The organism is Microbacterium sp. BH-3-3-3, assembly GCF_007679045.1.
Classification (GTDB): domain Bacteria; phylum Actinomycetota; class Actinomycetes; order Actinomycetales; family Microbacteriaceae; genus Microbacterium; species Microbacterium algihabitans.
In genome coordinates, this window is record NZ_VEFS01000002.1 from 274,161 (window position 1) to 299,116 (window position 24,956).

Annotated in this window: 21 protein-coding genes; 17 read left to right on the forward strand and 4 right to left on the reverse strand. The window is 71.7% G+C overall.

Features of this window, described 5'->3' with window-relative positions; translation table 11 throughout:
- Positions 1–34: 34 nt before the first annotated feature.
- Genes FS769_RS09115 through FS769_RS09125 form a run of 3 tightly spaced genes read left to right on the forward strand, consistent with a single transcriptional unit; the run spans position 35 to position 2,021 of the window.
- Positions 35–484: a MaoC family dehydratase N-terminal domain-containing protein gene (locus tag FS769_RS09115; RefSeq protein ID WP_144832699.1), complete on the forward strand. Its 450-nt coding sequence runs from the start codon at positions 35–37 to the stop codon at positions 482–484.
- Complete coding sequence (locus FS769_RS09120) at positions 481–885, forward strand: MaoC/PaaZ C-terminal domain-containing protein (protein WP_144832701.1); 405 nt, start codon at positions 481–483, stop codon at positions 883–885. The genes FS769_RS09115 and FS769_RS09120 overlap by 4 nt, the downstream gene beginning before the upstream one ends.
- Complete coding sequence (locus tag FS769_RS09125; protein WP_144832702.1) at positions 885–2,021, forward strand: UDP-N-acetylmuramate dehydrogenase; 1,137 nt, start codon at positions 885–887, stop codon at positions 2,019–2,021. The genes FS769_RS09120 and FS769_RS09125 overlap by 1 nt, the downstream gene beginning before the upstream one ends.
- A gap of 398 nt (positions 2,022–2,419) precedes the next feature.
- Here the strand turns inward: FS769_RS09125 and FS769_RS09130 are convergent, their stop codons facing one another.
- Positions 2,420–3,619, reverse strand: a complete 1,200-nt coding sequence (locus FS769_RS09130) for a pyridoxal phosphate-dependent aminotransferase (protein ID WP_144832704.1) — start codon at positions 3,617–3,619, stop codon at positions 2,420–2,422.
- A 79-nt stretch (positions 3,620–3,698) separates the two neighbouring features.
- On the opposite strand from FS769_RS09130, the gene FS769_RS09135 reads away from it, so the two are divergent.
- From FS769_RS09135 to FS769_RS09170, 8 genes are read left to right on the forward strand one after another with little or no spacing between them, the layout of a single operon-like run.
- Positions 3,699–4,994: a chloride channel protein gene (locus FS769_RS09135; RefSeq protein WP_144832705.1), complete on the forward strand. Its 1,296-nt coding sequence runs from the start codon at positions 3,699–3,701 to the stop codon at positions 4,992–4,994.
- A 25-nt stretch (positions 4,995–5,019) separates the two neighbouring features.
- Positions 5,020–5,625: a nicotinamide riboside transporter PnuC gene (gene pnuC / locus FS769_RS09140; protein WP_144832707.1), complete on the forward strand. Its 606-nt coding sequence runs from the start codon at positions 5,020–5,022 to the stop codon at positions 5,623–5,625.
- Positions 5,618–6,688, forward strand: coding sequence for an AAA family ATPase (locus tag FS769_RS09145; protein ID WP_144832709.1), 1,071 nt, complete (start codon positions 5,618–5,620; stop codon positions 6,686–6,688). The genes pnuC and FS769_RS09145 overlap by 8 nt, the downstream gene beginning before the upstream one ends.
- Positions 6,689–6,697: 9 nt before the next feature.
- Positions 6,698–8,269, forward strand: coding sequence for a MoxR family ATPase (locus tag FS769_RS09150; RefSeq protein ID WP_144832710.1), 1,572 nt, complete (start codon positions 6,698–6,700; stop codon positions 8,267–8,269).
- Positions 8,266–8,907: a potassium transporter Kef gene (locus FS769_RS09155; RefSeq protein ID WP_144832712.1), complete on the forward strand. Its 642-nt coding sequence runs from the start codon at positions 8,266–8,268 to the stop codon at positions 8,905–8,907. The genes FS769_RS09150 and FS769_RS09155 overlap by 4 nt, the downstream gene beginning before the upstream one ends.
- A complete protein-coding gene (locus tag FS769_RS09160) occupies positions 8,904–10,721 on the forward strand; it encodes a VWA domain-containing protein (protein ID WP_144832713.1) in 1,818 nt (605 codons plus the stop codon). The genes FS769_RS09155 and FS769_RS09160 overlap by 4 nt, the downstream gene beginning before the upstream one ends.
- Entirely contained in the window at positions 10,714–11,322 is a 609-nt protein-coding gene (locus FS769_RS09165) for a phosphohydrolase (protein WP_144832715.1), read from the forward strand. Before FS769_RS09160 ends, FS769_RS09165 begins: the two co-directional genes overlap by 8 nt.
- Positions 11,315–12,664, forward strand: a complete 1,350-nt coding sequence (locus FS769_RS09170; protein WP_144832717.1) for an AMP-binding protein — start codon at positions 11,315–11,317, stop codon at positions 12,662–12,664. The genes FS769_RS09165 and FS769_RS09170 overlap by 8 nt, the downstream gene beginning before the upstream one ends.
- 56 nt (positions 12,665–12,720) lie before the next feature.
- Here the strand turns inward: FS769_RS09170 and aceB are convergent, their stop codons facing one another.
- Positions 12,721–14,442, reverse strand: a complete 1,722-nt coding sequence (gene aceB / locus FS769_RS09175) for a malate synthase A (protein WP_144832719.1) — start codon at positions 14,440–14,442, stop codon at positions 12,721–12,723.
- Between the two features lie 136 nt (positions 14,443–14,578).
- Entirely contained in the window at positions 14,579–15,895 is a 1,317-nt protein-coding gene (aceA, locus tag FS769_RS09180) for an isocitrate lyase (RefSeq protein WP_144832720.1), read from the reverse strand.
- Between the two features lie 129 nt (positions 15,896–16,024).
- Between aceA and FS769_RS09185 the strand changes: the two genes are divergently transcribed.
- The 3 genes from FS769_RS09185 (at position 16,025) to FS769_RS09195 (ending at position 20,099) form a co-directional block, all read left to right on the forward strand.
- Positions 16,025–17,503 carry an XRE family transcriptional regulator gene (locus tag FS769_RS09185; protein ID WP_230705084.1) on the forward strand — a complete coding sequence of 493 codons (1,479 nt, stop codon included), beginning with the start codon at positions 16,025–16,027 and terminating at the stop codon, positions 17,501–17,503.
- Between the two features lie 252 nt (positions 17,504–17,755).
- Entirely contained in the window at positions 17,756–19,423 is a 1,668-nt protein-coding gene (locus tag FS769_RS09190) for a glucoamylase family protein (protein ID WP_144832722.1), read from the forward strand.
- Between the two features lie 70 nt (positions 19,424–19,493).
- Positions 19,494–20,099, forward strand: coding sequence for a TetR/AcrR family transcriptional regulator (locus FS769_RS09195; RefSeq protein WP_144832724.1), 606 nt, complete (start codon positions 19,494–19,496; stop codon positions 20,097–20,099).
- Between the two features lie 275 nt (positions 20,100–20,374).
- On the opposite strand, the gene FS769_RS09200 is transcribed toward FS769_RS09195, so the two are convergent.
- Positions 20,375–21,196: a type IV toxin-antitoxin system AbiEi family antitoxin domain-containing protein gene (locus tag FS769_RS09200; RefSeq protein ID WP_144832726.1), complete on the reverse strand. Its 822-nt coding sequence runs from the start codon at positions 21,194–21,196 to the stop codon at positions 20,375–20,377.
- A gap of 626 nt (positions 21,197–21,822) precedes the next feature.
- On the opposite strand from FS769_RS09200, the gene FS769_RS09205 reads away from it, so the two are divergent.
- From FS769_RS09205 to FS769_RS09215, 3 genes are read left to right on the forward strand one after another with little or no spacing between them, the layout of a single operon-like run.
- Entirely contained in the window at positions 21,823–23,085 is a 1,263-nt protein-coding gene (locus FS769_RS09205) for an extracellular solute-binding protein (protein ID WP_144832728.1), read from the forward strand.
- A 4-nt stretch (positions 23,086–23,089) separates the two neighbouring features.
- A complete protein-coding gene (locus tag FS769_RS09210) occupies positions 23,090–24,037 on the forward strand; it encodes a carbohydrate ABC transporter permease (protein ID WP_144832730.1) in 948 nt (315 codons plus the stop codon).
- A gap of 14 nt (positions 24,038–24,051) precedes the next feature.
- Complete coding sequence (locus FS769_RS09215) at positions 24,052–24,951, forward strand: carbohydrate ABC transporter permease (RefSeq protein WP_186325492.1); 900 nt, start codon at positions 24,052–24,054, stop codon at positions 24,949–24,951.
- Positions 24,952–24,956: the final 5 nt, after the last annotated feature.

Here is a 24,956-nt window from a genome sequence, read left to right on the forward strand (position 1 = left end):
GCGGCGGCGCGACCCCGCTCGATAGACTGAGCGGGTGCCCGTGAACCCCGAACTCGTCGGTCGTGCCTTCGCGCCGACCGTCCCCTACCTGGTCGGCCGAGAGAAGGTGCGCGAGTTCGCCCGCGCCGTCTTCGCCGACGCGCCGCAGCACACCGACCCCGAGGCCGCGCGCGCCTTGGGATACGCCGATGTGGTGGCCCCGCCGACCTTCGCGATGGTCGTGCAAGACCTCACGCTGCAGCAGCTGCTCGGCGACCCCGACTCCGGAATCGAGCTGTCGCGCCTCGTGCACGCCGAGCAGCGGTTCCGCTACACGCGGCCCATCGTCGCAGGCGACGAGCTCGTCGCGACGCTCTCGGTCACCGGCATCCGCACCATGGGCGGCAACGCGATGATCACGAGCGAGGCCGAGATCGTGGATGCCGACGGCGCCCACGTCGTCACGACGACGAGCGTCCTGCTCGCAGGGGAGGCCGGCGCATGAGCCCGTTCACCGTCGGCGAGGTCGTCGCCGAACGCTCCGTCCACCTCACCCGTGAGTCGCTCGTGCGGTACGCCGGCGCCTCGGGCGACTTCAACCCCATCCACTACCGCGACGACGTCGCCGCGGCCGTCGGGCTCCCGGGCGTCCTCGCACACGGAATGCTCACGATGGGCATCGCCGTCGGCACGCTGGCCGAAGCCCTGGGCGACAGCGGACGCATCGTCGAGTACGGCGTGCGCTTCACCCGCCCGGTGGTCGTCGACCCCGAGACCGGGGCCGACCTGCACGTCAGCGCGAAGGTCGGAGCCGTCGACGACGAGACCGCCCGCATCGACCTGACCGTCACGTTCGCCGAGACCACGGTCCTCGGCAAGGCGCAGGTGCGGGTGCGGCTCGGTTGATGCCCGACGTCGAATCCGTTCCGCTCGCGCAGCTCACCACGCTGCGCACCGGTGGTGCGCCCGCGCGCCTGATCGAGGCGCGATCGGCCGACGAACTCGTCGCGACCCTGCGCGAGGTCTGGGCCGAGGGCGAGCCGTGGTTCGTGCTCGGCGGCGGCTCGAACCTGTTCGTCGGCGACGAGCCGTTCGAGGGCACCGTCGTGCGCATCCGCACCTCGGGCATCGAAGAACTGCCGGGCTCGCACCAGGGCACGGTGCGGCTGCGCGTGCAGGCCGGGCACGACTGGGACGCCCTGGTCGCTGAAACGGTGGCGCGCGGGTTCGCCGGCATCGAGGCGATGTCGGGCATCCCCGGCACCGTCGGCGCCGCCCCCGTGCAGAACGTCGGAGCCTACGGCCAGGAAATCGTGCAGACCCTCGTCGAGGTCGAGCTGCTGGATGCCACCACGGGCGAGGTCTCGACCGTCTCGGCATCCGATCTCGGACTCGGCTTCCGCACCTCGGTGCTCAAGCACCACTACGGGTCGGAGCCCGAGCGGCCCGGGGTGATCGTGTCGGTGACGCTCGAGCTCGAGCGCGTCGGTGCCGAGGAGCGACCGATCGCGGGCGACCAGCTGCGCGGAGCGCTCGGTCTCGAACCGGGCCAGGCGGTGTCGCTGCGGTGGATCCGCGAGCACGTGCTCGCCACCCGCGCCCGCAAGGGCATGGTGCTCGACGCCGAAGACCCCGACACCTGGAGCGCGGGCTCGTTCTTCCAGAACGCGATCGTCTCGGAGGCCTTCGCCCGCACCCTCCCGGCCGAGTGCCCGAAGTGGCCTCTGACGCCGGTGCTCGATCCGGTGACGGTCATTCCGCTCGCCGCGTTCGACGGCATCCTGCCCCCGCCCCCCGTGGTGTCGCGGCAGGTCAAGGTGAGCGCGGCCTGGCTCATCGAGAACGCCGGTCTGTCGCGCGGCTTCCGTTTCCCGCGCTCTCGCGCCGGGCTCTCGACCAAGCACACGCTCGCCCTGACCAACCGCGGAGAGGCGACCGCGGCCGAGATCGCCGAGCTCGCGCGCTTCGTGCAGAGTCGCGTGCAGGCCGAGTTCGGCCTGCTGCTGCAGCCCGAGCCGGTGCTGGTCAACGTCGAGCTCTAGCCCCGCCCGTTCCGGCATCCGCGTGCCGTCCTGCGGATGCGGGCGTCGACACGCCGGTCGTGGGTGCCGTGGGTCGGCGTGCCGGCCGTGGCGTCCGCACGACGGTCGCGGGCGCTCGCGCGCGAGTCGCGGTGCCGTCCTGCGGATGCGGGCGTCGACACGCCGGTCGTGAGTGCCATGGAACGGCGTGTCGGCCGTGTCGTCCGCAGGACGGTCGCGGGCGCTCGCGCACGGTCCGCGGTGCCGTCCTGCGGATGCGGGCGTCGACACGCCGGTCGAGGATGCCGTGGGTCGGCGTGTCGGCCGTGGCGTCCGCAGGACGGTCGCGGGCGACCCGCCGGGAACGACCGCGGGGCGGCCACCGGAATCCCGGCGACCGCCCCGACGGACGTGGAAGATCAGGCGAACAGGCGCTGGAGGCGCTGGATGCCCTCGAGCAGCTGGTCGTCGCCCAGAGCGTACGACAGGCGCAGGTATCCGCTCGGGCCGAAGGCCTCGCCGGGCACGACGGCGACCTCGGCCTGCTCGAGGATGAAGTCGGCGAGCTCGAGCGAGGTGGTGGGCGTGACGCCGCCCCAGGTGCGGTTCAGCAGGCCCTGCACGTCGGGGTAGACGTAGAACGCGCCCAGCGGGTTGGGCACCTCGACACCGTCGATCTTCGACAGCTCCGACACGATCAGCTGACGACGGCGGTCGAAGGCGAGGCGGAACTGCTCCGCCTCGTCCTGGGGTCCGTTGAGCGCTGCGGCGGCGGCGAGCTGCGCGACGTTGTTGACGTTGCTCGACAAGTGCGACTGCAGGTTGCCGGCGAGCTTCATGGCATCCGCCGGTCCCACCATCCAGCCCACGCGCCATCCGGTCATGGCGTAGGTCTTGGCCACGCCGTTGACGAGGATGGTCTGCCCCGCGAGCTCGGGCACGGCCTCGACGATCGAGACGGCCTTGACGCCCTCGTAGGTGAGGTTCTGGTAGATCTCGTCGGTGATCACCCAGATGCCGTGCTCGAGGGCCCAGCGACCGATCTCGGCGGTCTCTTCGGGCGAGTAGACCGAGCCGGTGGGGTTCGAGGGCGAGACGAACACGAGCACCGTGGTCTTGTCGGTGCGCGCGGCCTCGAGCTGGGCGACGGTGACCTTGTAGTCCTGGTCGGCCCCGGCGAACACCTCGACGGGCGTGCCGTCGGCCAGGGCGATGGCTTCGGGGTAGGTGGTCCAGTACGGGGCGGGCAGCAGCACCTCGTCGCCGGGGTTCACCACCGTCTGGAACGCCTGGTACACCGACTGCTTGCCGCCGTTGGTCACGATGACCTGCGAGGGCGCGACCTCGAGGCCCGAGTCGCGGAGGGTCTTGGCGGCGATCGCCTCGCGCAGCACGGGGAGGCCGGCGGCGGGGGTGTAGCGGTAGTTCTTCGGGTCGTGCAGCGCCTTCGCTGCGGCATCCACGATGAACGAAGGGGTGGCGAAGTCGGGCTCGCCGGCCGCGTAGGAGATGACCGGTCGGCCGGCGGCCTGGAGGGCCTTGGCCTTGGCGTCGACCTTGAGGGTCGCGGACTCGGCGATGGCGGACAGCTTGCGGGAGAGCGGGGCGCGGGAAGTCACGGTTCCGAGCCTACTGTTCGCGCCCGCCCGAGCCGAGGGCCGTGACGACTCCGAAACACGGCTCCACTAGCGTGGCCGGGTGACCGCCGCTCCCGCCTCTCCCGTGCGCTCCCGCCGCGGGGGATTGGCAACGCTCCTCCGCCTCGGTATCGCCACCCTCATCACCGGAGTCGCCACGGGCCTCGCGGTGCTGCTGCTGGTGTGGATCGTGCACAGCCTCGAGCACCTCGTGTGGGGGCACGAAGAGGGTCCGTTCCTCGATGGTCTGGCGTACCCGTCGGTGTGGTGGCTGCCCATCGTCACCGTCGGCGGGGCCGGTGTGGTCGCCGCCGTCGGGTGGTACCTGCTGCGCCGCTTCGGCCGCACGCTCGCCACGGTCGAGCAGGGGGTCGACGGGGCCCGGATGCCGTGGTGGGAGACCCTCGTCGACACGGTGCTGCAAGTGGGGTCGGTCGCGATGGGCGCCTCGATCGGCAAGGAGGTCGCGCCGCGCGAGCTGTCGGCGATGGCCGGATCGAAGATCGTATGGTGGTTCGGCCTCGACCCCCGGTGGCGCCGCATCCTGATCGCGTCAGCCGCAGGTGCGGGTCTCGCCGCGGTCTACAACGTCCCCCTGGCCGGTGCGCTCTTCGCCGTCGAGATCCTCCTCGCGCAGTTCAGCGTGGGAGCGGCCGTGGTCGCCCTGACCGTCAGCGCCGTCGCGACGCTCGTCGCACGCCCTCTCGTCGGCGACGGCTCGCTGTACACGGTGGGATCGCTCGAGGTGAACGCCTCGCTGATCGTCGCGGCAGTGCTCATCGGACCCCTCATGGGATGGGGTGCCACGAGCTTCGCGACGATCACGAAGAAGCTGTCGCGCTTCCGTCCCCAGGGGTGGAAGCTGCTGGTCGTCCTGCCCCTGACCTTCACCGCGGTCGGCGCGCTCGGCGCCGCGTTCCCGCTCATCCTCGGCAACGGTCGGGCTCTCGCCACCGCCGGCTTCGACCTGTCGCAGCCGGCCCTGCTGCTCATCGCGCTCGCCGTGCTGAAGTACGTCGCGACGACCGCGTCGCTCGGCTCGGGGGCGATCGGTGGCACGCTGCAGCCGTCGGTCGCGATCGGTGCCGCGCTCGGTGCGGCCGCTGCGGCCGGCTGGGCGTTCGTGTGGCCCGGTGCCGACGGCACGGCGCTCGCGATCGTCGCGGCATCCGCGTTCCTCGCCTCGAACATGCGCGCCCCCTTCACGGCGATCGCGCTCATCATCGAGTTCACGAACACCGGGTTCACGCTGCTGCTGCCGATCTTCCTCGCCGTGGCCGGGTCGCTCGTGGCCTCCAAGCTCACCTCGCGCGAGAGCCTGCGCCCGTTCGCGCCGATCGACCCCGCACGACCGTAGCGTCGCCGGCCCCTAGGCTCGACAGGTGATCGAGTGGATCTTGGCCGAGTGGATGCAGATCCTGGGGTTCGCGACGGGTGCCGTGTGCGTGGTGCTGGCCGCGCGGCGCAACGTGTGGACCTATCCGATCGGCATCGCCAACAACGTCGTCTTTCTCGCGGTGTTCGTCCCCGCGGGCCTCTACGCCTCGGCCGCGCTGCAACTGGTCTACCTCGTGCTGGGCGTGCACGGGTGGATCCGGTGGACGCGCGGCGTCGAGCACGACCGTGGATACGTGGCCCGCACACCGCGCCGAGCGGTGCCCTGGTTGATCGCCGTGGCGATCGTCGGCACCGCCGTGCTGACGTGGGTGCTGGCGACGTTCACCGACTCCCAGGTGGCGGTGGCGGATGCCGCGACCACCTCGGCCAGCCTCGTCGCCCAGTACATGCTCAATCGCAAGTGGATCGAGAACTGGGGCGTGTGGATCGCGGTCGACGTCGCGTTCGTCGGCCTGTCGATCGCGACCGGCCTGTGGATCATCGCCGCGCTCTACGCCCTGTTCATCGTGCTGTGCATCGGCGGGTGGCGGGGGTGGACCCGGGTCATGCGCGAGAGCCCCACCGCCGCGCCCGCGGACGCGCGTGTCTGAGCGGCGGTTCCGCCACGGCGTGGTGGTCGGCAAGTTCTACCCCTTCCACGCCGGGCACGCTCATCTGATCCGCTCCGCGGCGCGGGCCTGCGACCGCGTCACGGTCCAGGTGATCGCGGCATCCGTCGAGAACATCCCGCTCGAGCGGAGGGTCGCGTGGATCCGCGAGGGGCACCCGAGCGTGCGCGTGGTCGACCTCGTCGACGACACCCCCGTCGACTTCGCCTCCGAGACCGCGTGGGACGCGCACACCGCGACCATCGCGGGCCTGCTCGACGAGCCCGCCGACGTGGTGTTCACCTCCGACGACTACGGCGCAGAGCTCGCGCGGCGCCTGGGTGCCGAGTGGGTGCAGGTCGACCCCGGTCGCGTGATCAACCCCGTCTCGGGCACGGCGATCCGCGCGGATCTCGCCGCGCACTGGTCGGAACTGTCGCCCGTCACACGGGCCGACCTCGCCGCGCGCGTCGTCGTGCTGGGTGCCGAGTCGACGGGGTCGACCACCCTCGCCGAGGCGCTCGCCGCGGAGCTCGGCACGCTGTGGGTGCCGGAGTACGGACGCGAGCTGAGCGAGACGCGCGAGGGCGGGCTCGACGCCCCCTGGCGCAGCGACGAGTTCGACCTCGTCGTCGATCGGCAGATCGCCTGGGAGGACGAGGCGCTGCGGCGGGTCCCCACCCCGGTGCTCGTGTGCGACACCGACGTGCTGGCGACGGCCCTCTGGCACGAGCGGTACGTCGGGTTCGTCGCCGATCGCCTGCATGCCCGGGCCGCCGCCCATCCGCCGGTGCTGTACGTGTTGACCGGCGATGAGATCCCTTTCGTGCAGGACGGCATGCGCGACGGCGAGCACATCCGCGCCGACATGCAGGAGCGCTTCCGCGAGGTGCTCGCCGCGCAGTCCGTGCCCTGGCTCGAGGTGCGCGGGTCGGTCGCCGAACGACTCGCTCAGGCGTTGCCCGCCGTGCGCGACGCCGTGGCGCGGGCGACGTCGTTCGCCCCGCCGATGGAGGGGCGGTCGCTCGCCGAGCAAGAGGAGCTGCGGCGACGGGCCGGACGTTAGGCTGGCGCGATGGCCGACCGCTGGCACAAGCTCTCCGAGTCACCCACGACGTCCAATGCCGCCGACGGGGTCGCCCCGCTCGCCGCGGCCGACCTGTTCCGCGAGGCACCCGCCCCGGCCGCGCCCCCGCTCGATGAAAAGCTGCGGCAGACGTACTACTGGATCGTCAACCGCGCGGTCATCTCGCCCTACTACGACGTGGAGTTCTCATCGGGGCGCCCGCTCACGTTCGAGCTGGGCGACGCCGGCGCCGAGCTGACGCTGCCGAACGAGCCGTCGTACTCCTCGAACGTGCTGCTGCCGCTGCTGAGCTTCGCGGTCGGCGGCAAGTGCCTGCTGATCGGCGGGCCGGGCCGCGGCAAGACCACGGTGGCGGTGCTCATGGGAGTGCTCGCCGGCTCGACGCCCGAGGAGGTGCGGCGCGGCGTGCAGCAGGGGCAGCCGCAGCTGTCGATCAGCGACCTCGTCGGCATCCCTCTGCCGCGGGATCTGATGAACGCGTCGAGCCTGGCCGAGATCGGCATCGCGTGGCGCGAGTGGCTGACGCGGCCCGTCAAGATCGTCGACGAGTACAACCGCATCCCCACGAAGACCCAGTCGGCCCTGCTGACGATGGTGGCCGAGGGCTACGTCGAGAGCCACGATCAGATGCGTCGCACGGCCCCGGCCTCGGGCGTGGAGAGCTGGTTCTTCACCGCCAACGACGACGCGGGCGGGGGCACCTTCCCCGTCATCCAGGCGCTGCGCGACCGCATGGACGTCACCGTGCCCGCGGCGGGCTTCAACAGCCGCTTCTTGGATGAGCTCGTCGCGCGGGTCGAAGCGGGCGAGAAGCCCGAGGAGCACGTGCCCGCCGAGCTCGTGTTCGCCCCCGACGAGCAGTCGTCGATGCGCGCGGCGATCCGTGCCGTGCCGGTGCCGGCCGAGGTGCGCCGGAGGCTGGAGTTCTTCCTCGGCCACTTCGAATTCGTGCAGGGCGGTGGGCGCCGGTTCGAGTACCGCACGAAGGACACGGTGACCACGGCGGGTGGCCGGGTCGCCGAGGCGATCGAGGCGAACTCCGGGGCCGACCTCATGACCGACCTGGGCGCGCAGACCCTCAACGGCCTGTCGGTCCGGGCGCTGCAGACCCTCATCGTCTACGCCAAGGCCGTCGCCTGGTTCCGCGGCCGCGACGCCGTGTCGGTCGCCGACGTGGGCGCGATGCTGCCGTTCGTGCTGCGCGGCAAGCTGCTGCCCAACCCCACGCATCCGCGCTTCGACGTGGGCGCCGAGCGCGAGCTGAGCACCGACGTGATGAGCTGGCTGGCCGACCTGTTCGCCGAGTCGTGCCGGCAGTTCGACGCCCTCGGTCGCGGGACCGACGATCCCGTCGGCGAGCTGCTCGCGCAGCTCGAGGCGGGCCTCGACGGCGTCGGGACGGTGGAGGCCGGTCGCCGCCTCACCCAGATCGAGGCGCGCCTGCGCACGGTCGCGGGCACCGGCAAGCTCTACGGGCGCGACTTCGACGACCTCATGGCGCTCAAGTACCTGCACCAGCGCTACACCGCCTACCTGCGCTGGCTCGAGGGGCGCTCGTGATCCGACGCCCCGGCCACCTCGCCGATCACACCCCGCCGGTGGGTACTCCGGTGCCGGTCGAGGGGCTCGACCTGGCGCTGGCGGGGCGCAACGTCGCGGCGGCGGGCGGCTCGGCCGAGAGGTACGCGGTGTCGTTCGCCGCGGGACGCGCGGCCGCCGAGGGCATCGACCCCGTCGCCCTCGCGGGCATCGCGGGCTGGCGGGCCGGTGCGCTCGGCCTGCGCGACGACGCCCTGCGCAGCATCGACGCGGCGCGGTCGTCGGGTGCCGGGGCGGCCGCGGCGGCCGCCCTGGGGATGGATGCCGCTGACCTCGGCGCCTTCGTCGACCGGCAGCGCGCTGACCGGTACTGGTGGCCGGGCCGCCGCGAGGCCAACGGCTACGTCTGCGCGGTCGGGGGTTTCCGCGGCCTCGGCGGGGCGTGGACGGCGCCGCCGGCCGACGGTCGACCGCTCGACGCCGACGGCGCGTTCGCCGTGCGCACCGGGGAGCGGTGGTGGCGCATCGACGCCGACGTGTGGGGGTCGCGCCTGAGCCCGCTCGACGACGAGCCCGAGCCGGGCGCCGCGGGCGCGGCATCCGTCCTCACCTTCGCCGACTCGTACCTGGCGTGGATCCACGTCGCGGCGCCCGCGTGAGCACGACGACCGCGCCGGTCGGCGGCGACCTGGCGGCGTGGGAGGCGGCGCAGCGGCTGTGGGGCGTGCGGCTGCACGATGCGCGCATGGCTCCCGGCGCGGGCGAGGGGCAGGGCGCTCCCGCGTGGTTCACCTTTCCGCCGGTGGTCACGGTCGACCCGGTCATGGTCGCGCGGCTCGGGGGAGCCGACGAGATGGAGAGCGTGTTCGCGCACGAGCTCGGGCACCACGTGCTCGCCCCCAGCACGCGCCTGGACGCGCTGAAGATCCGCCATCAGATGGCCCGGGCCCTGCAGGCCGCGGGTGCTCCCGCCCTGCGCGACGCGGATCTCGCGCTGATGTCGAACCTGTGGACCGACCTGCTCGTCAACGCGCGCGTCGCCATCCTGCAGCGACGGCGCGACGGCGCGGGCGAGCCCGGCATCGTGCGGTTGTCGCGGGAGCTGTACCGCGCGTCGCGCTCGTCGCCGAGCCCGCTGTGGTGGGTCTACCTGCGCACCTACGAGCTGCTGTGGAACCTGCCGGGCGGAACCCTCTGCGACCCCGAGCCGCCAGCGCCCGACCGACGCCCGCCGAAGCAGAAGCAGGAACTGCCGTGGACGCGCATCGCCGCGGAGCATCGCGCCGCCGAGAAGGCGCTGCGGCAGGCGCGGAAGGCCGCCGAGCGCGTGTCCGACGAACTGGCCGAGGCGACGGTCACGCGACCCGCGCTCGACGCCGACGTGCTCGCCTCGCTCGTGCGCACCTTCGCGGGCGACGCCGTGGCCGGAGCTCTGCGCTTCGGCGTCGTGGTGGCGCCGTACCTCATCGACCCGCGCACCGACGGCGCGGGCGCGCTCCCCGGCGGCACCTGCGCGGCCGACGCCGCCGCCCCGACCCCCTCGGAGCTCGGTCGGGTGCTGTCGGACCGGCGATTGAGCGGCGCCGTCCCCTCCTCCGCAGGGGCCGCGGCCGCGTCGGTGGCGAAAGGCTCGGCCACGGGGCAGGCCCTCGGGATCGCGCAAACTCTCGAGCTGTACGCCGACGCCGACCAGGCTGCCGTGATCGCGGCCTGGTACCGCGCCGAGGCGACGCGGTGGGTGCGTCCGTTCACCCAACGGTTGCCGCGCGCGGTCTCGGCCGATCTTCCGGGGCCGTTCGAGAGCTGGGAGACCGGTGACGACCTCGCCGACCTCGACTGGCCCGCGACGTTGCAGGCGGGCGGGGTCGTCGTCCCGGGGGTGACGACGCTGCGGCGCTCGTACCTGGTCGATGATCCGCCGCCGGTGTCGTCGAGCATCGATCTCGACCTCTACATCGACAGCTCGGGCTCGATGCCGCAGCCGCAGACGGGCTCGCCCGCCGTGCTCGCGGGCACGATCCTCGCCCTGTCGGTGCTGCGCGGAGGGGGGCGGGTCCGCGTGACCAGCTTCTCGGGGCCCGGCCAGGTCGCCGGCCACGAGGAGTACTCCCGCGACCCCGCCCGCACGATCGCCGACCTCGCCCACTTCTTCGCCGGCGGCACGACGTTCCCCCTCGACCTGCTCGACAAGAGGTACGCCGGACGGGGGACTCCGGATGCCGCGCACCGCCGTCACCTCGTCGTTCTCTCCGACGACGGGCTGACCTCGCTCTTCGGCGACGGCGACCCCGCTCGCGCCGATGTCGCGCCCCGGGTGCGCGAGACGCTCAGCACGGCGACCCTGGTCGTGCTCGATCGACAGCACCGGGTCGCGGAGCCGGCGCTGCGGGCGGGATACGACGTGATCTACATCGAACGGATGGAGGACGCACCCGCGGTGTGCGCCCAACTGGCGGAGGTGCTCGGTGGCTGAGGCGGACGATCTGCTGAGCGCGTGGTCGGCGATCGCGCCGCCCGAGAACACGGCGTGGGCGAGCGCCCGGCCCGGCCCCGGGGTCGACGAAATCGCCGCGCGCCTGTCGAGCGTGCCGCGGCCGTTCCTCGACGACGACGTCTCGCTGCGCGCGCTCGCCGGTGACGTGCTGGGCCGCCCCCTGGCATCCGTCGATCATGCCGACGACGCGCGGGTGCGCACGGGCGCGGCGATCGGTCTGTGGGTGGTGGCGAGCGAAGACCTCGTGCAGCCGTTCGTCCCGTCACCGGCGGGCGGCGATGTGACGCGCGCGATCGACGCCCTGGCGCTGCGCCTCGCGCCCGTGGTGGATCCGCGCGACTGGCTCGCCGACGCCGAGCGGCGGGAAGAGGCGGCGCGCATCTTCCTGCTGTGGGCGGGCTTCCTGCCGGCCGGCGAAGACCGCGAGACCGCACGCGCCCTCCTCGACGCGCGCGACTCGTTGCGCCGGAACGCCGCGCTCGCCGAGGCCTACGCCGCCTACCGACACCGCGAGGAGATCGCCCGCCGCCTGGCCGAGGCGCGGGCTCGGGAGGCCGCCGCGAGGTACTCGAGTGAGTGACCCCGACGACCCGCTCGCGCTCGGCGAGTACCGACCGGGGTCGGCGGCGGTGCTGACGGATGCCGAGCGCTGGCCGACCCTCGACGCCGACGGCGCCGCGCGGCTGCAGCGTTGGCGCACGCACCCCGCGGCCCCCGCGTGGGTGCACGCCACGGGGGATCGCCTCTCGGCCGAAGCCGTCGACCGCGCGCGCACGCCGCTGCCGCTCGACGGGTGGCTCGACGAGCACCTCGCCGGCGCCCGCGCGCTGCCGTTCTACCGTCGGATGACGGGGCTTCGGACCCTCGAGGATTTCCCTCTGATCGGGCGCGCCGATCTCGTCGCCGACATCTCGGCGTTCGTTCCCCTCGACGCCGACCTCGACCGCATGCTGCACGGCACGAGCTCGGGGTCGACGGGGGCGGCCCTCGTCATTCCCGACGACGTCGAGGAGGTGGCGCGCGGCTTCCACCTGCTCGTCCGCCTGGTGCGCGAGGCGGGAGTGGACTGGAAACCGGATGCCGAGCGGCTCGCGCTCATGTGGGTGCTGCAGCAGCGCCAGGCCTTCACGTACGTGTCGATCGTCAGCGGCTTCGCCCAGCGCGCCATGGCGCGGGTCAACCTCGATCGGGGCGCCTGGCGGGCGGCATCCGATCGCTCGACGTTCGTGCGTGACGCTGATCCGCAGGTGATCTCGGGAAACCCCACGAGCCTGTCCGAGTTGCTGACCCCCGAGCTGCGGGCCGTCGTGCGCCCGCTGGCCCTGTTCTCGGGGGCGATGGCGCTGTCGGCGCCGCTGCGCGCGGAGCTTGAGGCCGCGTTCTCGTGCCCCGTGTTCGACGTGTACGGCCTGCACGAGACCCGGCCGATCGCGGTGCGCACCGACGACGGACCGTTCCGCGTGCTCGACCGGCGCGTGCACGTCGAGGTGCTCGACGCAGCGGGCGAGCCGGTCGTCGACGGCGCGATGGGCGAGATCACGGTGACCGCGGGCGAGAACCCCCTGCTGCCTCTCGTGCGGTACCGCACCGGCGACTTCGGCCGGCTCGTCGACCTCCCCGGCGGAGGCGTCGGCATCGCCGACCTCGAGGGGCGCGAGCACACCGACTTCCTCAGCGCCGCGGGGGCGCGCGTGCCGTCGGTCGACCTCACGCAGCAGCTGCAGAGCCACGGCGCGCACGGCTGGACGGTGGAGCAGAGAGCGGACGGCGGGCTCGAGGTGCGGATCGCCGGAGGCGACGGCACGGCGATCGAGGCGGCACTGCGGGCCCTGCTCAATCAGCCCGTCCAGCTCGAGCGCGTCGAGCGTCTCGGCGACCTCGGCGAGGGCAAGCCCCGACGCTTCCGGTCCGCCGCGCGCTGACGTCCGGATGCCGAGGGGCCGGTGCTCGTGGCCCCGGCCCCTCGGCATCCGGTGAGTCAGTCCAGGTACTTCGCGTACGCCGGCAGGGTGAGGAACGCGGGGAACTCCTCGCGCAGCGCCACCTCGCGGAACACCGCGGCGGCGTCGTCGAAGCGGTCGCCCTCGAACCGGGGAGCGTCGGCGAGCACCTCGGTCATCAGCTCCTCGACGAAGCCACGGGTGATGGCGATGCCCTCGGCGGTGGAGTGATCCTGGTGGATCCACTGCCAGATCTGCGAGCGCGAGATCTCCGCGGTCGCGGCGTCTTCCATCAGGTCGTCGATCGCGACAGCGCCCAGGCCCCGCAGCCACGCCTCGATGTAGCGGATCGCCACCGAGACGTTGCCCCGCACCCCCGCCGTGGTCACCGGCAGGCCGATGCGCACGTCGAGCAGGTCGGCGGGGTCGACAGCCACCTCGTCGCGGGTGCGCCCGAGCTGGTTCGGCTCGTCGCCGAGCACCGCGTCGAACTCGGCGCGCGCCACCGGGATGAGGTCGGGGTGGGCCACCCACGTGCCGTCGAAGCCGTCGCCGGCCTCGCGCCGCTTGTCGGCGGCCACCTTCTCGAACGCCGCCTCGGTGACCTCGGGACGACGACGGTTGGGGATGAAGGCGCTCATGCCGCCGATCGCGTAGGCGCCGCGCTTGTGGCACGTCTGCACGAGCAGTTCGGTGTAGGCCCGCATGAACGGCACCGTCATCGTGACCTCGCTGCGGTCGGGGAGCACGAAGCGGGCGCCCCGGCCGCGGTAGGTCTTGATGATCGAGAAGATGTAGTCCCACCGTCCGGCGTTCAGGCCCGCGCAGTGGTCGCGCAGGGCGAAGAGGATCTCCTCCATCTCGAACGCCGCGGGCAGCGTCTCGATCAGCACGGTCGCGCGGATCGTGCCGTGGGCCAGGCCCAGGCGCTCCTCGGTGAACGAGAACACGTCGTCCCAGAGCCGTGCCTCTTCGGCCGACTCGATCTTCGGCAGGTAGAAGTACGGTCCCCGGCCCGCCGCGATCAGGGCGTGCGCGTTGTGGAAGACGTACAGCCCGTAGTCGATGAGCGATCCGGATGCCGGGAGCTCGCGCCCCGCGCGATCGATGAAGCTCACGTGCTTCTCGGGCAGGTGCCAGCCGCGCGGGCGCATCACGATCGTGGGGGTGCGCTCGGCGGTGACCTCGTAGCGCTTGCCCTCGGGGCTCGTGAACGACAGCTGCCCGCGGATGGCGTCGAACAGCGACAGCTGCCCGCCGATGACGTTGCTCCAGGTGGGGCTCGTCGCGTCTTCCTGGTCGGCGAGCCACACCCGCGCGCTGGAGTTGAGCGCGTTGATCGTCATCTTCGGATCGGTGGGACCGGTGATCTCGACGCGGCGGTCTTCGAGCCCCGGGCCGGCTCCGGCCACGCGCCACGACGGGTCGTCGCGGATGTGCGCGGTGTCGGCGCGGAAGTGCGGGTCGTCGCCCGTGCCGATCTCGAACCGGCGGCGCAGGCGAGCGGCGAGGCGGTCGTGCCGACGCCGGGCGAAGCGGTCGTGCAGCTCGGTGACGAAGGCGAGGGCCGCGGGCGTGAGGATCTCGCCGTCGCGCCCGTGCAGGGGCCGGTCGAGACGAAGGTGCGGGGCGGATGTCGAGGTGCTCGGCATCCGGTGCCCTTCGGCGTTCGTGCCGGTGGCGGTCGTCGAGGTCGGCGATGTCGCGGTGGTGGGCGGGGTTGAGGTCGTGGGCGGGGGAGAGGTGTCGATGAGGGTCATGGTCGTGGCTTTCTGTGGCGCGTCCGCTTCTCGGACCATGTCCCGAAAATGGCGGCCTGGGGGTGGCCCAGGCAGCCGAAAGTGGGACATGGTTTGCGAAAAGTGGGACGAGGGGTGGGTGGGAGCGGGCGAGGGCTCAGTGGAACTGCGCGGTCTCGGTGGAGCCGGCCAGGGCGAGCGTGGCGCTGTCGGGGTTGAGCGCTGTCGAGACGACGTCGAAGTAGCCGGTGCCCGCTTCGCGCTGGTGGCGCGTGGCGGTGTAGCCCTTCGCTTCGGCGGCGAACTCGGCTTCCTGCAGCTCGACGTACGCGCTCATGGCGCGCTCGGCGTACCCGCGAGCGAGGTCGAACATCGAGTGGTTCACGGCGTGGAAGCCGGCCAGCGTGATGAACTGGAAGGCGTAGCCGAGAGCGGCCAGGTCGGCCTGGAACGTGGCGATCTGCTCGTCGTCGAGGTGGCGCTTCCAGTTGAAGCTCGGCGAGCAGTTGTAGGCGAGCTTCTTGCCCGGGTAGCGGGCGTGGATCGCCTCGGCGAAGCGGCGTGCGAGCTCGATGTCGGGCTCGCCCGTCTCGACCCAGAGGAGGTCGGCGTAGGGAGCGAAGGCGAGGCCGCGGGCGATGACCGAGTCGAGGCCCGGGCGCACGCGGTAGAAGCCTTCGCTCGTGCGCTCGCCGGTGAGGAACTCCGCGTCGCGCGGGTCGACGTCGCTGGTCAGCAGGTCGGCGGCCAGGGCGTCGGTGCGGGCGATGATGACGGTCGGCACCCCCGCGACGTCGGCGGCCAGGCGCGCGGCGTTGAGGGTGCGGATGTGCTGCTGGATCGGCACGAGCACCTTGCCGCCGAGGTGGCCGCACTTCTTCTCGCTCGCGAGCTGGTCTTCCCAGTGGATGCCGGCGGCTCCGGCCGAAATCAGCGACTGGGCCAGTTCGTAGGCGTTGAGCGAACCGCCGAACCCGGCCTCGGCGTCGGCGACGATCGGGGCGAGCCAGTCCTGCGTGATCTCGCCCTCGGCGCGCTCGATCTGGTCCTGCCGCAGCAGCGCGTTGTTGATGCGACGCACCACCGCGGGCACGCTGTTGGCGGGGTAGAGGCTCTGGTCGGGGTAGGTCTGCCCCGCGAGGTTGCCGTCGGCGGCGACCTGCCACCCGCTCAGGTAGATGGCCTTCAGCCCCGCGCGCACCTGCTGCACGGCCTGCCCGCCGGTGTAGGCGCCGAGGGCGCGGACGTACTCCTCGGTGTGGATGAGGTTCCACAGGTTCTCGGCGCCGCGACGGGCGAGGGTGGACTCCTCGCGGACGCTGCCGCGAAGGCGCACGACGTCTTCCGCCGAGTACGTGCGCTCGATGCCGTCCCAGCGCGGGTCGTTCTCCCACGCGGCGCGGATCTCGTCGGCGGTCTCGGTCTGGTCGCCGGGGCGCAGGGGCTGCTGGGCGGGGGTGGCCTGGATCGTCATGAGCGTTCTCCTTCGGATGCCGGGGCTGCGGTGCCCCGTGGAGACCACTGTCGGCGAAGAACAACCCCCTCGGAGTGCATTTGTCGTGTGAAGATCGCGCGATCTTCTGTTCCGGTGAGAACATGACGTATGGACACCGGCGTCTCTGCTTCTTCGGCATCCCTCCCGTTCGACGATGACGAGGTGGACACCCTCACCATCGGCCGACGCATCCGTCAGCTGCGCACCGCGCGCGGCCTCACGCTCGACGAGCTGGCCGCGGCGGTCGGCCGTGCCCCGAGCCAGATGTCGATGATCGAGAACGGCCGGCGCGAGCCGAAGCTCACCCTGCTGCAGGCGATCGCGCGGGCGCTGGAGTGCAAGCTCGAGCAGATCCTCGACGCCGAGCCCCTCGACGCGCGCGCCGCGCTCGAGATCTCGGTCGAGCGCGCGATGCGCGGGCAGACCTTCCAGGCGCTCGGCATCGAGCCGTTCCGCGTCGGCCGGTCGGTGCCCGACGAGGTGCTCTCGGCGATGCTCGCGCTGCAGGGCGAGATCGAGCGCCTCCGCGAGGAGCGCTCCGCGACACCCGAAGAGGCGCGGCGGGCCAACGTGGCGCTGCGCCGGCTCATGCGCACGCAGGACAACCACTTCCCCGACCTCGAGCGCACGGCATCCGGGATCCTCACCGCGATCGAGCACCCCGGCGGTCCCCTCACCCAGCGCGGGGCGAGCGACATCGCCGCGCACCTCGGCTTCACGCTGCACTACGTGCCCGACCTGCCCTCGTCGACCCGGAGCATCGCCGACGTGAAGAACGGCCGGCTGTACCTGTCGACGAAGGTCGCGAAGGGCGACCCCCGCGCGGCGGTGCTGCAGGCGCTGTCGAGCCGCATGCTCGGCCACGGCGAGCCGACGAGCTACGACGAGTTCCTGCGCCAGCGCGTCGAGACGAACTACCTCACCGGGGCCCTGCTCATGCCCGAGGCGCACGTCGTGCCCGCCCTCCGTGAGGCGAAGGAGCGGCGCACGATCAGCATCGAAGACCTGCGCGACGCCTACTCGGTGTCGTACGAGACGGCCGCGCACCGCTTCACCAATCTGGCGACCGTGCACCTCGGCATCCCGGTGCACTTCTTGAAGGTGCACGAGTCGGGCACCATCACGAAGGCCTACGAGAACGACGACGTGAACTTCCCCACCGACCGCCTCGGGTCGATCGAGGGACAGATGTGCTGCCGGCGCTGGACGAGCCGCGTGGTCTTCGACGAGGACGACCGCTTCAACCCGTACTACCAGTACACCGACACCGGCAACGGAACCTACTGGTGCACCGCCCGCGTGGAGCAGTCCAGCGAGGGCGCGCACTCGGTGAGCGTGGGCGTGCGCTTCGACGACACGAAGTGGTTCCGGGGACGCGACACCCCCAACCGCGGGGTGTCGCGGCACGCCGTCGAGACGTGCTGCCGCCGTGCTCCGGCCTCGTTGGAGAACGCATGGCGCGGGCAGGCCTGGCCCAACGTGCGCACGCCCCGCACCCTGCTGGCGACCCTGCCGACCGGGGCGTTCCCCGGCGTGGACACGACCGAGATGTACGAGTTCCTCGAGGCGCACGCCCCGCGCGGGTGAGGGGACGGGGCCGTCGTGCGGAGGCCGGGTCCGGCGCCGGAGTGCGGACTCGGCGCCGTCGTGCGGGCGCCGACCAGCGCCGTCGTGCGGATGTCGGGTGTGACCTGCCGATTCCGGATGCCGCGAACTCGGCGTGTCGGCTCCCGCATCCGCGGGACGGCGGGCGGGGGTTGATCGAAAACCTGACACGTGTAAGGTATCTCCCACGTGAGCTCCGTCCCCCCGGAGCGCTTTCGATGAGGAGAGCCAGTCATGAAGCACACCCTCGCGGCATCCACCGCGATCGTCGGACTCGTCGTGGGCGGTCTCGCCGCGGCATCCCCCGCCTTCGCCGCCCCGCCCGGACAGCCCGGTCCGCCCCCGCACGCGGGGCCGCCTCCGCACGCGGGACCCCCGCCGCACGCGGGACCCCCGCCGCACGCGGGGCCGCCGGCGCACGCGGGGCCGCCTCCGCACGCCGGTCCCGAAGCCCGCGACCTCCAGCGCTACGCCGCGGACACCTGGGAGTCGATGGCGGCGATGGCCCACGCGAACACCGGCCTGCCCGACGACAACATCGGCGGAGCGCTCGAGGCCGCCACGGCATCCGGATACACCTCGCCGACCAACATCGGAGGCTACCTCTGGTCGACCGTCACCGCGCGCGACCTCGGGATCATCGACGCAGACGAGGCGCGCGAGCGACTGACCGCCACCGTGTCGACGCTCGAGACCATGGACCGCAACGACGGCAGTGGCATGTACTACAACTGGTACGCGCCCGACACCGGCGCGAAGCTCGAGATCTTCCCGACCTCGGGCGAGGTCATCCACCCGTTCCTCAGTACCGTCGACAACGGATGGTTGGCAGCGGCGCTGCGCATCGTGCGCGAGGCCGAGCCCACCCTCGCCGACCGCGCCGATGCGCTGTACCACTCGATGGACTTCTCGGCCTTCTTCGACTCCGCCGGGGCCGCAAACCTCCCCGCGGGCACCAACCGCGGCGGCTTCTGGGAGGCCCCTCCCGGAGACGGCTGCGCCGTCGAGGCCCTCATGTACAACGGCAGCGGCGAGCAGGCGTTCTACACCTGCCACCACTACGACACGACCGTCAGCGAGAGCCGCATCGCGACCTACCTCGGCATCTCCGAGGGCTCGATCCCGGCATCCGGTCTCTACGGCACGCACCGCACGATGCCCGCGGGCTGCGACTGGGCCTGGCAGGAGCAACTGCCCACCGGCGAGACGCGCACCTACGACGGCGTCGACGTCTACGAGGGCGTCTACTCGTACGACGGCATGTCGTTCGTGCCGAGCTGGGGCGGCAGCATGTTCGAGGCCCTCATGCCCGACCTGCTCATTCCCGAGACCGAATGGGGTCCGACGTCGTGGGCGGTGAACCACCCGATCACGGTCGAGATCCAGAAGCGTCACGGTCTCGATGAGGCCGGCTACGGCTCGTGGGGCTTCTCGCCGGCGAGCAACCCGTTCGGAGGGTACGCCGAGTACGGCGTCGACATCGCCGGCATGCGCTCCGACGGATACACCTCGGATGCCGAGACCGACGTCGACGTCGATCGCCCCGGCTGCAGCGAGGGCACCAACCCCGACCCGACGTTCGGCGACGGCGTCGTCACCCCGCACGCGTCGTTCCTGGCGCTGCCCTACGACCGCCAGGGCGTGCTGAAGAACCTGCGCGGCCTCGAGAAGATGGGCGCCTATGGGCCCGGTGGCTTCTACGACGCCGTCGCGGTCGGCAGTGGAACGATCGCCGAACGCTACCTGTCGCTCGACCAGTCGATGATCATGGCCGCGATCGGAAATGCCCTCACCGGCGACAGCCTGAAGGACTACATGGTCGATGACAGGATGGAGCAGAACCTCCGGCCCGCCATCGAACAGCAGGTCTTCGGATCGTCGTGGGGCACTTCGCGCCGCTGACGTCTCGATCGCTCGATGCCCGGTTCCCGTGGGGTGCCGGGCATCGTCGCGCCCGGGGGAGAGGATGCCGATGACCGACGCCACCGCACCGCGCGCTCGCCGCGGGAGCTACTCCAAGGGTCAGCAGACCCGGCAGCGGATCGTCGACGAGGCGGTCGTCGTCTTCGGGCGGTCGGGTGTGACGGCGGGGTCGCTGCGCGAGGTCGCGACGCGGGTCGGGCTGACCCCGGCCGGCGTGATGCACCACTTCTCGTCGAAGGAGGAACTGTTCGCCGAGGTGTTGCGGCAGCGCGACGAGCGCGTGCGAGCAGCGGCGGGAGACCCCCGCGAGCACACGCTCGTCGAGCAGATGCGCAAGGTCGTCGCCCACAACGCCACGACCCGCGGCCTGACCTCGCTGTACACGCTGGTGGTCGCCGAGGCGAGCGACCCGGGGCACCCCTCGCACGCGGCGTTCGCCGAGCGCTACCGCCGCAGCGCCGAGACCGCGGCCGACCTGCTGCGCGCCGGCCAGGCAGCGGGCGAGGTGCGCGCCGACGTCGATCCCGAGCGCGCGGCGCGCCTGTTGAGCGCGGTCATGGACGGCCTGCAGCAGCAGTGGCTCCTCGACGAATCGGTCGACATGTCCGCCCTGTTCTTCGAGTTCGTGCGGGGCTACCTCGAGCCGCGCGGCTGACGCCCTCGGGCCGCCGCGCTCGCGGCATCCGCCCCGATTCGGTCCGCCGTCGTGCGGATCCGAGACGTGACACGCCGTGTGGGCGGGGCGGTCGGACGGCGTGTCGGGGGTGTGGTCCGCAGGACGGCGGGTGTGGGTGTGCCGGGGGTGGTTCGCCGTCGTGCGGATTGGAGACGTGACACGCCGTGGGGGCGGGGTGGCCGGACGGCGTGTCGGGGGTGTGGTCCGCAGGACGGCGGAAGGAATGACAGCGAAACCCGGGTGGGGCGGAGGCCTCAGCGCCGGTGGAGGCCTCTCGTCAGGAGGCCGAGGATGGCGGCCTCGACGGTCGGCCAGTCGTGAACCACGAGGGCGTAGTCGAAACGGAGGGTGACGAACCCCCACGCGGCGGCTCGAGCGTCGCGACGCAGATCCTTGTGGCGGTGGTCGGCTCCGCCGTGATTCTCGACCCCGTCCACCTCGATGATGAGGGCGTCTCCGACGAGGAGATCGACTCTGCCCACCGAGTAGACCGACACCTGTGTGCGCACGTCGAGGTTCAGATGGCGGAGCCGCCAACGCAGAAGCGACTCGAGTCCGCTCTCCGCGTCGTCACGGGCGAACTGCAGTGCACGCCGCGCGTCAGCCGACAGGCCTGAGGCGAGCCGGGGGATATCGGTTGCCGCAATCGCTCGCAGGTGCAACGCGGATTCGACGGCGACGAAGAACTCCTCGACACCGCGGCACAGCAGGATCTGGCGCAGGATGCGGATGACGCCGGGTGTCGCGAACCGGTCGGTTCGGTCCTGATCCCAGTGCTCGACGCACGCGCACGCCGCGTGGGCGAGTCCGTGACCGTCGTGGGTCAGTCCGACGTGCTGGTCGCCGGAGGGGGTGAGCACCCAGAGACCGAGGTGCCGCGCCGCTGTCACGCAGGCGAGTGCCCCTCCGTGCTGCGCCGCGGTCCGACGGGGCGTGCAGATGTCGGCATCCGCGTAGATCCCACGCCGGAGGCGCACCAGAGTTCCGGACGCCACCGCGCGGTCCACTCGGGCGCGCGACCATCCATCGCGGTAGAGGTCGAGACGGCGACGGATGCGGCTGCCAGCGGAACACATGCGGCCACTGTGTCGCGAGGCGGCGAGAGCGCGCGGGGTGGATGCCGCTGTCTGTGGACGAACTCCGAGGATCTTGTCCTGTGGATCAGCCGCACCTACGCGGCTCGTCCGGTGTCGATGTGGTCAGGGGATGTGGTCAGGGGATGCCGTCGTGCGGACCGCGGCGGAGACACGCCGTCCGAGGATCGCGCGATCCGGCGTGTCGGGGTTCTCGTCCGCAGGACGGCGCGCCCGCGACGTGCGAGTCGCCGGCGGGCGATGCCGCGGTCGGGCCCGACGGATGCCGCGGTCGGGCCTACCGGCTGACGCGGGCCGGATTGTCCGGGCGCCGCGGGCGCCTCGCCGTCCTGCGGATGCCGCGAGAGACACGCCGGGCGGGAGGGGCGGGCGCACGGCGCGTCGAGGCTCGCATCCGCAGGACGGCACGCGCGGAGGGATCCGCGCACCCGCGGCGCGTCGAGGCTCGCATCCGCAGGACGGCACGCCCGGAGTGACCTCCGCACGCACAGCCGGGCGTCCACAGCCGCGGGACTCGCGCCTTGCGGTTATCCAGGTTATGCGCATAAACTGACCACGACGTGCAGAAGGCGACCGACGACGGTCGCCCAGGTTCGAGGAGGAACACGATGAAGATCACCCGATGGAGCGCCGTGGCCGTCGTCGCGGTCGCCGCGATCGCCTTGACGGGCTGCGGACGCGCCTCCGACACCGGTTCCGGTGCCGCTGAGGCCTCGACGATCGGCGACGCGAAGGCCGAGGGCACGCTCACGATGTGGGCGATGGGTGCTGAGGGCGAGGCCCTGCCCGAGTTCGTGAAGCAGTTCGAAGAAGCCAACCCCGGTGTGACCGTCGACGTCACCCCCGTGCCGTGGGATGCCGCGTACAGCAAGTTCCAGACGGCGATCGCGGGCGGCAACACCCCCGACCTCGCGATGGTCGGCTCGACGTGGATGGCCGACTTCGGCGACGCGCTCCAGACCGTTCCGACCGACCTGTCGACCGACGGCATCTTCCCCGGTGCGCTCGACTCGACCATGATCGACGACCGCGCGACCGGTGTTCCCTGGTACGTCGACACCCGCGTGTTGTACTACCGCACCGACATCGCCGCCCAGGCCGGCTGGAACCAGGCCCCCACCACGTGGGACGAGCTGAAGCAGATGGCCGCCGACATGCAGTCCAAGGGCGGCGCGCAATACGGCATGCGGCTCCCGGCCGGCAACGACTCGTTCCAGGGCAATCTCTGGATGCCGTGGTCGAACGGCGTCGCGCTCGAGAACGGGTCGGAGTGGACCTTGGACACCCCGGAGGCCGTCGAGGCCTACGAGTACTACCAGTCGTTCTACACCGACGGCGTCGCGAACCCCGCCGCCGATCGCTCGGCCGGCGCGCAGGAGGCGGACTTCGTGGCGGGCTCGACCCCGATGCTCATCGACGGACCGTTCCTGATCGGACAGCTCGAAGAACTGGGCGGCGAGGGCTTCAGCGACAAGTTCACCACTGCGGTCCTGCCCACGAAGGAGTCGTCGACCTCGTTCAGCGGCGGCGCGAACCTCGCGGTCTTCGACGATTCCGACAATGCGGCCACTGCGTGGAAGCTCGTGCAGTGGCTGACCGAGCCCGAGACGCAGGCGTCGTGGTACGCCGCGACCGGAGACCTGCCCGCCGTGCAGGACGCGTGGAAGGACGATGCGCTGGCGTCGTCGTCGACCCTCGCCGCCTTCGGCACGCAGCTCGAGACGGCCAAGTCGGTGCCCGCGACGACGACCTGGGTGCAGGTGGCCGCCGCCGGTGACGCCATGCTCGAGAAGATCCGTCTCGGTCAGCAGTCCCCGGCCGATGGTCTGAAGGAACTCCAGGCCACCGCCGACCAGCTGGGTCTGGGCTGAGATCATGACGCAGGCAGTCGTGGGTGCGACCGGGCGGGCTCCGGCCCCCGGTCGCGTCCGCGCCGGCGGGGTGTCGAACCGCCGCCGGCGCCAGGGATGGGTCGCGTGGGGCTTCGCCCTGCCGTTCGTCGCGGTCTTCGCGGTGTTCATGGTGGTGCCGATCGTCGGGTCCTTCGCCATGTCGTTCACCGACTTCCGTTCGCGGGACATCCGTTCGCCCTTCGCGGTGAACTTCGTCGGGCTCGAGCAGTACGCCGGCGTCCTCTCCGACCCCGTCTTCCTCACCTCCCTCGGGGTGACGGCGACGTTCGTGATCGTCGGCATCCCGGTCACGATGGCGCTCGCCCTGGCTCTTGCGCTCGCCCTGAACGCCAGCAAGGGCCGGATCGTCTCGGTGCTCCGCGTGGGCTTCTACGCCCCCGTCGTGACGAGCATCGTGGCCGTGGCCGTCGTCTGGCGCTACATTCTGCAGCCCGAGGGGCTTCTCAATTCAGCTCTGGCGATCATCGGCATCCAGGGGCCCGATTGGCTCAACGACACCTCGACGGCCTTGCCGTCGCTCATCGCGATGGCGGTGTGGCGAAACGTCGGCACGCTGATGGTGATCTTCCTCGCCGGACTCCAGGCGATCCCCACCGACGTCAAGGAGGCCGCCCTGATGGACGGCGCCTCGTCGTGGCGGCGACTGACCTCGGTCACCCTCCCGCTGCTGCGTCCCACGCTGCTGCTGGGCGCGGTGCTCATCTCGGTCGGCTTCCTGCAGTTCTTCGAGGAGGCCTTTGTGATGACCCAGGGCGGTCCGCTCAATTCCACCCTCTCGGTGGCCTATTACACGTTCAAGCAGTTCGGCTTCGGGCAGTACGGCACGGCCTCCGCGGCCAGCTACCTGCTGTTCCTGGCCATCGCGCTGCTCAGCCTCGTGCAGTTCCGCCTGCTGCGCTCGCAGGACTGACGTCAGGAGCCGTCATGACCCTCACCACTCCCGCGGCTCCGGCCGCCGTCGTCGAGACGACCGAGGCGCCCCGTCGTCGACGTCGTCCGGCCGACCGGATGACCCCCGGTCGTCTGCTCACCTCCGTCGTCTTGGTGGTCGGCCTGCTCGTCTGGGTGCTGCCGTTCGCGTGGATGCTGCTGGGCTCGGTGAAGACCCAGCGCGAGATCCTGCAGCGCCCGCCGACCTGGTGGCCCCAGCAGTTCACCTGGGAGAACTTCGCCGCCTGGTTCGGGCAACTGAACTTCGGGCAGTTCTTCGGCAACAGCTTCCTCGTCGCGGTGCTGACGGTGGCGGGCAATCTCGTCTTCTGCTCGATGGTCGGCTACGCGCTCGCGAAGATGGACTTCCCGGGCAAGAAGGCGCTGTTCATCGTCGTGATGGTGACGCTGATGGTGCCCGGCGTGGTCACCTTCGTGCCGCTGTTCGTGATGGTGTCGTCGCTCGGTCTCGTCGACAGCTACGCGGCGCTGATCCTGCCGTTCGTGACGACGCCGCTGGGTGTCTTCCTCATGCGGCAGTTCATGCTCGGCATCCCCGACCCGCTGCTCGAGGCCGCGCGCATCGACGGGGCGGGGGAGCTGCGCATCTTCGCCCGCATCGTGATGCCCCTCTGCGGCCCGCCGCTGGCGACCCTCGGCATCCTGACCTTCCTCGCTTCGTGGAACAACTTCCTCTGGCCGTTGGTGGCGGCCCAGACCGAGGCGAAGTACACCCTGCCCGTGGCGCTGTCGTTGTATTCGACGGGCCAGAACGCGACGGACTACGGCCTGCTGCTGGCGGGGTCGGTGCTGGTGATCGCGCCCATCATCCTGCTGTTCGTCTTCCTGCAGCGCTACTTCATCCAGGGCATCGCCTCGACCGGTCTCAAGTGACGCGA

Excerpts from the sequence above, each read along its gene's own strand:
- FS769_RS09120 (WP_144832701.1), top strand. The coding sequence starts at position 481 with ATGAGCCCGTTCACCGTCGGCGAGGTCGTCGCCGAACGCTCCGTCCAC.
- FS769_RS09125 (WP_144832702.1), top strand. The coding sequence starts at position 885 with ATGCCCGACGTCGAATCCGTTCCGCTCGCGCAGCTCACCACGCTGCGC.
- FS769_RS09150 (WP_144832710.1), top strand. The coding sequence starts at position 6,698 with ATGGCCGACCGCTGGCACAAGCTCTCCGAGTCACCCACGACGTCCAAT.
- aceB (WP_144832719.1), bottom strand. The coding sequence starts at position 14,442 with ATGACCCTCATCGACACCTCTCCCCCGCCCACGACCTCAACCCCGCCC.
- aceA (WP_144832720.1), bottom strand. The coding sequence starts at position 15,895 with ATGACGATCCAGGCCACCCCCGCCCAGCAGCCCCTGCGCCCCGGCGAC.
- FS769_RS09185 (WP_230705084.1), top strand. The coding sequence starts at position 16,025 with ATGGACACCGGCGTCTCTGCTTCTTCGGCATCCCTCCCGTTCGACGAT.
- FS769_RS09190 (WP_144832722.1), top strand. The coding sequence starts at position 17,756 with ATGAAGCACACCCTCGCGGCATCCACCGCGATCGTCGGACTCGTCGTG.
- FS769_RS09195 (WP_144832724.1), top strand. The coding sequence starts at position 19,494 with ATGACCGACGCCACCGCACCGCGCGCTCGCCGCGGGAGCTACTCCAAG.
- FS769_RS09200 (WP_144832726.1), bottom strand. The coding sequence starts at position 21,196 with ATGTGTTCCGCTGGCAGCCGCATCCGTCGCCGTCTCGACCTCTACCGC.
- FS769_RS09205 (WP_144832728.1), top strand. The coding sequence starts at position 21,823 with ATGAAGATCACCCGATGGAGCGCCGTGGCCGTCGTCGCGGTCGCCGCG.
- FS769_RS09210 (WP_144832730.1), top strand. The coding sequence starts at position 23,090 with ATGACGCAGGCAGTCGTGGGTGCGACCGGGCGGGCTCCGGCCCCCGGT.
- FS769_RS09215 (WP_186325492.1), top strand. The coding sequence starts at position 24,052 with ATGACCCTCACCACTCCCGCGGCTCCGGCCGCCGTCGTCGAGACGACC.